At 72.8% G+C, this 7,819-nt stretch carries 8 protein-coding genes; 2 read left to right on the top strand and 6 right to left on the bottom strand.

Annotation, left to right across the window (positions count from 1 at the left end; genetic code table 11):
• Positions 1-33 precede the first annotated feature (33 nt).
• The 6 genes from IT780_RS14020 to rimP form a co-directional block, all read right to left on the bottom strand.
• Positions 34-327 carry a DUF503 domain-containing protein gene (locus IT780_RS14020; protein WP_199511913.1) on the bottom strand — a complete coding sequence of 98 codons (294 nt, stop codon included), beginning with the start codon at positions 325-327 and terminating at the stop codon, positions 34-36.
• A 33-nt stretch (positions 328-360) separates the two neighbouring features.
• Positions 361-1,386 carry a TRM11 family SAM-dependent methyltransferase gene (locus IT780_RS14015; protein WP_199511912.1) on the bottom strand — a complete coding sequence of 342 codons (1,026 nt, stop codon included), beginning with the start codon at positions 1,384-1,386 and terminating at the stop codon, positions 361-363.
• Between the two features lie 64 nt (positions 1,387-1,450).
• Complete coding sequence (gene infB, locus IT780_RS14010; protein ID WP_199511911.1) at positions 1,451-4,504, bottom strand: translation initiation factor IF-2; 3,054 nt, start codon at positions 4,502-4,504, stop codon at positions 1,451-1,453.
• Between the two features lie 107 nt (positions 4,505-4,611).
• Positions 4,612-4,995, bottom strand: coding sequence for a YlxR family protein (locus tag IT780_RS14005; RefSeq protein WP_199511910.1), 384 nt, complete (start codon positions 4,993-4,995; stop codon positions 4,612-4,614).
• On the bottom strand, positions 4,973-5,989 hold the full coding sequence (gene nusA, locus IT780_RS14000; RefSeq protein WP_199511909.1) for a transcription termination factor NusA: 1,017 nt from the start codon (positions 5,987-5,989) through the stop codon (positions 4,973-4,975). The genes IT780_RS14005 and nusA overlap by 23 nt, the downstream gene beginning before the upstream one ends.
• Positions 5,986-6,645 carry a ribosome maturation factor RimP gene (gene rimP / locus IT780_RS13995; protein ID WP_199511908.1) on the bottom strand — a complete coding sequence of 220 codons (660 nt, stop codon included), beginning with the start codon at positions 6,643-6,645 and terminating at the stop codon, positions 5,986-5,988. The genes nusA and rimP overlap by 4 nt, the downstream gene beginning before the upstream one ends.
• Before the next feature lie 239 nt (positions 6,646-6,884).
• On the opposite strand from rimP, the gene IT780_RS13990 reads away from it, so the two are divergent.
• On the top strand, positions 6,885-7,337 hold the full coding sequence (locus IT780_RS13990) for a hypothetical protein (protein WP_307831174.1): 453 nt from the start codon (positions 6,885-6,887) through the stop codon (positions 7,335-7,337).
• Positions 7,334-7,756 carry a ferritin-like domain-containing protein gene (locus tag IT780_RS13985; protein ID WP_199511906.1) on the top strand — a complete coding sequence of 141 codons (423 nt, stop codon included), beginning with the start codon at positions 7,334-7,336 and terminating at the stop codon, positions 7,754-7,756. The genes IT780_RS13990 and IT780_RS13985 overlap by 4 nt, the downstream gene beginning before the upstream one ends.
• Positions 7,757-7,819 lie beyond the last annotated feature (63 nt).

Below are 7,819 nucleotides of genomic sequence, written 5' to 3'. Positions count from 1 at the left end.
CCCCCCCCCCCACCCCCCACAGCAACCACAACCTCAGTCGTCATCCCCATAAAGCCGCCGCCGAACGGAAAGAAGCTCAACCTCAGGCCGCCCAGCAACCTGGTGCTCACACGTATCGACAACTTCCCGCGCATGAGAAGGCTCAGCGGCGACAGCGGCCACCCCGATCAAAGCCCGCCCATGCAGGTCGTGCATCCCCACCTCGGCCACGCTGACCTCGAACTTGCGCAACATCGCGATGATCGGCCGTACGTACGCGCGTTTCTGCTTGAGCGAGCGCGAATCACCGGGCAGGAGCAGGTCGAATACCGCAGTCTCCGTATACATCAGGGAGCAGCGTACGCCCGCCCGCCGACCCGATCATCCGGGTTTGCGGGCGACCACGACGTCCCGCTCGATGCCCTGGTCGACGCGGTGGCTCAGGGTGTCGTGGGCGACGAGTTGCAGGCCGTTGGCGAGCAGAACGTCCTCGGCGAGCTCGCGCTTGGCGACCTTGGTGTTCCAGGACAGGCCGATCGCTCCGCCGGGGCGCAGCAGGCCGGCCCACTGCGGTACGGCGCGTTCGAGCAGGTCCAGCGGCCGGCGGGAAATGCCGCCCTCGTCGTCGTAGCTGCCGTGGGCCACGCCGTACGGCAGGTCCGCCACGACGACGTCAGCGCAGTTGGGGCGCAGCAGGCCGTCGAGCTGGGTGGTGTCAGCGTGCAGCACGGTGACCTTCTGCACGGCGCCCGCCTTGTGGTCCTCCTTGCTGGCCGCCAGTGTCACCTCGAGGCGGCGGGCGGCCCGGCGCCCCTGGCGGCGTACGGGGACGAGCTCCGCGGTGTGCTTGAGGCGTTTGCGCTTCAGCCACGTCTGGAGGAACAGCTTGTACGCCTCCACGTCCTTGCCGTCGATCTCCACGCCCAGCGCGTCGTACCCGTACATGAGGGCCTGGTTGAGCGTGGTCCCGCGGCCCGCCAGCGGGTCGCAGACGGTGAGCTGCTTGTCGAGCATGCGCTCCGCGGAGGCGGAGGCGAGCAGGGTGAGGTTGAGCAGCAGCTTGGTGAACTGTTCGTTGGTCTTGCCGGCGTATTTGGGGATCGTGATGAGGTCGCTGTCGAAGCGGGCGAGCGGGCTCAGCGGTACGGGCCGCAGCAGGTCGTCGCCGGCCTGTTCGAAGAGGGCGTAACCGGCGGACAGGTTCGACAGGTACGCGATGTCCCGGTCGGCGAGGTCGCCCGTGAAGGTCAGGTAGCCCACGCCGCCGATGGTGGTCTCGTCGATGTCGTCCAGCGGGCCGGTCAGCACCGGTGAGAAGGCGGCGAGCTCGGCCCGGGAGAGGCGGCCGGCCTGGTCGGCGTAGACGCGGTTGGCGGAGGGGGCGAGCAGGAGGGCGTAGCGGGACATCCCAGTAGTAAAGACAACGGCCCCCGGTGCCGGAGCACCGGGGGCCGTGGTCATGCCGGGGTCATCAGGCCCGCGGCTTCTCGCGCATCTCGAAGGTCTCGATCACGTCGCCTGTCTGCGGCGTGCCGAAGCCCTGGAGCGTCAGACCACACTCGAAGCCCTCGCGGACCTCGGTGGCGTCGTCCTTGAACCGCTTCAGCGAGCTGATCGTGACGTTCTCCGCCACCACGACACCCTCGCGCAGGACGCGCGCCTTGGCGTTGCGGCGGATGAGGCCCGACCGGACCATACAACCCGCGATGAGACCGATCTTGGACGAGCGGAAGACCTCGCGGATCTCCGCCGTGCCCAGCTCGACCTCTTCGTACTCGGGCTTGAGCAGGCCCTTGAGCGCCGCCTCGATCTCCTCGATGGCCTGGTAGATCACGCTGTAGTAGCGGATCTCCACGCCGGCGCGGTCGGCCATCTCCTTGACCTTGTTCGAGGCCCGGACGTTGAAGCCGATGATCGTCGCGATCTGCTCCGACGAGGCCGACGCCAGGTTGACGTCGCTCTCGGTGATCGCACCGACGCCGCGGTGGATGACCTTGAGCTGGATCTCGTCCGGAATCTCGATCTTGAACAGCGCGTCCTCGAGGGCCTCCACCGAACCGGAGGAGTCACCCTTGATGAGCAGCGTGAGCGAGGTCTTCTCGCCCTCCTTGAGCTGCTCCATGAGCGTCTCGAGGGTGGCCCGGCCGCGCGAGTTGGCGAAGCTCGCCGCGCGACGGCGTGCCTGCCGCTGCTCGGCGATCTGCCGCACCGTGCGGTCGTCCTCGGCGGCGAGGAACGTGTCACCCGCGCCCGGCACCGAGGTCAGACCCAGCACCAGGACCGGACGAGCCGGCTCGGCCTCGGCCACGGTCTGGCCGTTCTCGTCGAGCATGGCGCGGACGCGGCCGTGCGCGCCGCCCGCCACGATCGAGTCGCCGGCCCGGAGCGTGCCCTTCTGCACCAGGACGGTGGCGACCGCACCGCGGCCCTTGTCCAGGTGCGACTCGACCACGACACCCTGGGCGGGGCCGTCGATCGGAGCGGTCAGCTCCAGCGACGCGTCGGCGGTCAGCAGGACGGCCTCGAGCAGGTCGTCGATGCCGATGCCGGGCTTCGCCGCGACGTTGACGAACATCGTCTCGCCGCCGTACTCCTCGGCGAGCAGCCCGTAGTCGGCCAGCTGCTGGCGGACCTTCTCCGGGTTGGCGTCCGGCTTGTCGACCTTGTTGACCGCGACCACGATCGGCACCTCGGCCGCCTTGGCGTGGTTCAACGCCTCCACCGTCTGCGGCATGACGCCGTCGTCGGCGGCCACCACCAGGATGACGATGTCCGTCGCCTGGGCGCCACGGGCACGCATGGCGGTGAACGCCTCGTGACCCGGGGTGTCCAGGAAGGTGATGGCACGGTCGATGCCGTTGTGCTCGTAGCCCACCTGGTAGGCGCCGATGTGCTGGGTGATGCCACCCGCCTCGCCGGCCACCACGTTGGTCTTGCGGATCGCGTCGAGCAGCTTCGTCTTACCGTGGTCGACGTGACCCATGACGGTCACGACCGGCGGCCGGGTGACGAGGCGGTCCTCGGCGACGTCGGCGTCGAGGTCGATGTTGAACTGCGCGAGCAGCTCGCGGTCCTCGTCCTCGGGGCTGACGATCTGCACGTTGAAGCCCAGGTGCTCGCCGAGCAGCAGCAGCGTGTCGTCGGAGCACGACTGCGTCGCCGTCACCATCTCGCCCAGGTTGAACATCTCCTGGACCAGCGAGCCGGGGTTCGCGTTGATCTTGTCGGCGAAGTCGGAGAGCGACGCACCGCGCGACAGCCGGATCTCCTGACCCTGACCGCGCGGGGCGCCCGAGCTCATCTGCGGAGCCGACAGGTTGTCGAACTCCTGACGCCTCTGCTTCTTCGACTTCCGGCCACGGGTCGGCCGGCCACCGGGACGCCCGAAGGCACCCGCGGCACCGCCGCCACGACCGCGGCCGCCGCCACCCGGACGACCGGGGGCGCCACCGACCGGGCCACCGCCGCCGCCACCGGGACGGAAGCCGCCACCGGCACCGCCGCCGCCACCGGGGCCGCCACGGTAACCGCCGCCACCGGCACCGGCACCGCCACCTGGGCCGCCACGGTAACCGCCGCCACCGGCACCGCCGCCGCCACCGGGACGGAAGCCACCGCCACCGGGACCGCCACGACCGCCACCGGGACCGCCGGGACGGCCGGTGCCGGGTCCGGCCGGACGGCCGGGACGCTGCGAGGGCATGGACGCGGGACTGGGCCGCGGCGGCATCGAGGCAGGGCTCGGCCGCGGCGGCATGCCCGCCGGGTTGGGACGCGGCATCGCCGACGGGGTCGGCCGCGCGCTCGCGCCGCCGGACACGCCGAACGGGTTGTTGCCGGGACCGCGGGCCGGCGGGCGCGGAGCGCCACCGGCCGGGCCGGGACGACCCGGGGCCGGAGCGCCCGGCGTGCCGGGACGGGCGGCCGCGGGAGAGCCCGGACGCGGCGGGACCGAGCCGGGGCCCGGGGGCCGCGGCCGGGAGGTGCCGTCGGCCGGGGGCTGCTGCGCCCGGCGCTCGGCGTCACGGGTACGGGCGGCCTGCGCCGCCTTCACCGCGGCTTCCTGCTCGGCCTTGAGTGCCGAGGCGCGCGCCTCGGCGGCCGCCACCTCGATGTCGTGTGCGCTCGCCGGCTTGGCGACCGGGCCGGGCGTGGGGCCCGGACGGCTCGGTGCCGGCGGCTTGGGCCGGGCCAGCGAGCCGGGGCTCGGCGCCGGGGACGCGGGCGCGCTGGGCGCTTCCGCGGCCGGAGCCGTAGGCCGGCGCGGCGGCTGCGGCCGGGCGGTCGTGGGGCTGGGACGGGGCGCGCTGGGCGCCGGGGCGCTCGGCGCCGCCGTGGCGGGAGCCGCGGCAGCGGCACCGTTCTGGGCGTCGAGGGCACCCCTCAGCCGTCGGGCCACAGGGGCCTCGACCGTGCTGGATGCGGACTTGACGAACTCGCCCATCTCCTTGAGCTTGGCGAGAACGGTCTTGCTGTCGACCCCGAGCTCCTTCGCGAGCTCGTGTACGCGGGCCTTACCTGGCACTGCACTCCTCACTTCGAGGTCGTGCGAGCCGAACCCGCAGCGACCTCACTCCTGCACTTGAAGCCTGGTCATTTCAGGGACTTCATCGTGTGCTCATGTCGGTCGTCCTACCTTGCTGGGTCGTGACGGGGCTCCGACGCCTCGTCATCGGTCTTTCCGGGCGGCGTGACCGCGCGGATGTGCTCGGCAAGCAAGCCGGTGTCAGCAACACCGGTGAGACGCAACGCGCGCCCGAAGGCACGTCGCCGCTCCGCCTGCGCGAAGCAAGCCGGATCAGGATGCAGGTGCGCTCCCCGACCCGGCAGTCGGCGGCCCGGATCGGGCTGAAGCAGGAAATCATCTCCCGCTCCCACCGCGACGAACCGCAGTAACTGGGAGGTCAGCGCGCGTGAGCGACAACCGATGCAGGTTCGCACCGGGCCGACCTCCGAAAAGTCTACCCCTCGGACGCGCGGTCCGCGTATCCGGTCAGCTTCCTGTCTCGGCGGCATCCCGCTCCCCGGCCGTGGCCGGCTCGTTGTCGGGCCGGATGTCGATGCGCCAACCGGTCAGCCGGGCCGCGAGCCGGGCGTTCTGCCCCTCCCGGCCGATCGCCAGGGACAGCTGGAAGTCGGGCACGGTGACCCGGGCGGTGCGGGAGGCGGCGTCCACCACCTCCACACGCAGGGCCTTCGCCGGCGAGAGCGCGTTGCCGACGAACTGCGCCGGATCGTCCGACCAGTCGATGATGTCGATCTTCTCGCCGTGCAGCTCGCTCATCACCGCGCGGACCCGCTGGCCCATCGGCCCGATGCAGGCGCCCTTGGCGTTGACGCCGGACACGGTCGAGCGGACCGCGATCTTCGTACGGTGACCAGACTCACGTGCGATGGCCGCGATCTCCACGGTGCCGTCGGCGATCTCCGGCACCTCGAGCGCGAACATCTTCTTCACGAGCGCCGGGTGCGAGCGGGACAGCGTGATCTGCGGCCCGCGGAAGCCCTTGGCCACGTGCACGACGATCGCGCGGATGCGGGAGCCGTGCTCGTACGTCTCGCCGGGAACCTGCTCGGACTGCGGCAGCACCGCCTCGAGCTTGCCCAGGTCGACGATCACGATGCCCTTCTCGGCCCGCGCGGCGTCCGCCTGCACGATGCCGGTGACCAGGTCACCGTCGCGGCCTGCGTACTCACCGAAGTGGGCCTCGTCGGTCGCCTCGCGCAGCCGCTGCAGGATGACCTGCTTGGCGGTCATCGCCGCGATGCGCCCGAAGTCGTGCGGGGTGTCGTCCCACTCCCGCACGATCGTGCCGTCGGCGTCGAGCTCCTGCGCGTACACCGAGGCCGTGCCGGTCTTGCGGTCGATCTCCACCCGGGCGTGGCTCTCCGCGCCCTCGGTGTGCCGGTACGCGGTCAGCAGCGCCGTCTCGATCGCCGCGAGGATCGTCTCGAACGGGATCTCCCGCTCGCGCTCCAGGGCGCGCAGCGCCGCGAGGTCGATGTTCACCTCTCCTCGCCCTCCCCATCCTCGTCGTCGTCTTCATCGTCGTCGTCTTCGCCGGCGTCGTCCTCGTCCGGGAAGACAGCCTCGTCGAGCCGCTTGAACTCGATCTGGACCTTGCCGGGGCCGAGGTCGGCATACGCCACCTCGCGGCTCTCGCCGTCGACGTCCAGGGTCACCGCGGTGTCGCCCGCCTGGGTGACGCGTCCGGTGACCGACCGGCCGCCGATGGTCACCGCGACGAGCCGGCCGGCGTTGCGCCGCCAGTGCCGCGGGAGCGTCAGGGGGCGGTCCACGCCGGGCGAGCCCACCTCGAGCTGGTACTCCCCGGCGAGCAGCTCACCCTCGGCCTCCTCGGCCGCGTCGAGCGCGGTGGAGATCTCCCGGGACACGACGGCCACGTCGTCGAGGCTGATGCCACCGTCGGCGTCCACGAGCACCCGGACCACGTGGCGGCGGCCGGCCCGCGAGAGGTTCACCTCTTCGAGGTCGTACCCCGCGGCCGCGACGACCGGCTCGATCACCGCGCGGACCCGGGCCCGGGCGGCCACGAGGTCGATGCGCGGGGCGGGCGGCGCGGGCGGCCGGCCGGAGGCGTCCCGGCCCCGGTCTCCGGAGCGGCGGTTCACCGGCCGGGCACCGGTGCGACCACGCTGCGTCATCGGCCCCAACCCTTCTGCTCGAATCCGGCGGGCGGCACGCCGCTCACCGGTCAATCGCCGGGAACACCGGCATGCCACCGGGGGTGTATTCCCCGGCGGCTGACGCAGAGCGTAACGCGCCGCGGCCCGGGCCCGGCCGCCGCCGCACCGAATCCCCGCCATGCGCAGGTCAGCGGGGTGCGGGCGCGGGCGCCGCACCGAGCCTCCGGCGGGCGGCACGGATGGTGTTGACTGACCGGGTGGACAGACGTCAGCTCCTGGGCGCCGCCGCGGGGACGGCCGTGGCCGCGTCCACGCTCGCGGGCTGCGGGCTCTTCGACGACGACCCCGATCCCGCGCCGCAGCCCGACGCGCTGCAGCCGCTGCTGGACGAGGCCCTGCGGCTGGCCGCGGCGTACGACCGCGTCGCCGTCGCCCAGCCCGGCCTGCGGAAACGGCTGAGCCCGCTCGCCGAGGACCACCGGGCGCACGCGGCGGCGCTGGCCGCGCTGATCGGGGTCACCCTGCCGTCGGCGGCCGCCTCGGCGGCGCCCGGCGGGGACGCGGCCCAGACGGTGGCGGCGCTGCGGAAGGCCGAGCAGGCGGCCCAGAAGACGGCGGTCGCGGCGTGCCGTACGGCTCCGGCCCAGCGGGTCGCGCTGGTCGGATCGATCGCGGCCGCACGGGCCGCGCACGCCGAGGCGTTGCGGTGAACGCCCAGCTGGCGGCCGCCCTGGCGGCCGAGGAGGCGGCGATCTACGCGTACGGGACATTGGGCGTGAAGCTCACCGGTACGGGTGACCGCACCGAGGCACGTGCCGCCGAGGCCGTCCACCGCGACCGCCGCGACGTGCTCGTCGCCCGCCTCGCCGAGCTGCGGACCACGCCGGCGCCCGCCCCGGCCGGTTACCGCCTCCCGTTCGAGATCACCGGCCGGGAGAGCGCGCTGAAGCTCGCGATCCAGGTGGAGGACGGGGTGGCCCAGGCGTGGCGGGCCGTCCTGCCGGTCACCGAGGGCGCCGACCGGGCCACGGCGCTCAGCGCATTGATCGACTCTGCCGTCCGCGCGACCCGCTGGCGGCGCCTCGGCTCGGTGACTCCGGCGACGATCCCCTGGCCGGGACGCCCCTGACGGACCCGGGCGAGCCCGTGAGCAGCCGGTCACGGACAGCTCTTCCCAGTGCGGTCGGCGTAC

The organism is Nucisporomicrobium flavum (assembly GCF_016464385.1).
Taxonomy (GTDB): Bacteria; Actinomycetota; Actinomycetes; order Mycobacteriales; family Micromonosporaceae; genus Actinoplanes; species Actinoplanes flavus_A.
The sequence above is the reverse complement of the archived record's forward strand: the minus strand, read 5'-3'. Positions and strand labels throughout refer to the sequence as shown.

Excerpts from the sequence above, each read along its gene's own strand:
- IT780_RS14005 (WP_199511910.1), bottom strand. The coding sequence starts at position 4,995 with ATGCCGCCGAGACAGGAAGCTGACCGGATACGCGGACCGCGCGTCCGA.
- IT780_RS14015 (WP_199511912.1), bottom strand. The coding sequence starts at position 1,386 with ATGTCCCGCTACGCCCTCCTGCTCGCCCCCTCCGCCAACCGCGTCTAC.
- rimP (WP_199511908.1), bottom strand. The coding sequence starts at position 6,645 with ATGACGCAGCGTGGTCGCACCGGTGCCCGGCCGGTGAACCGCCGCTCC.
- IT780_RS14020 (WP_199511913.1), bottom strand. The coding sequence starts at position 327 with ATGTATACGGAGACTGCGGTATTCGACCTGCTCCTGCCCGGTGATTCG.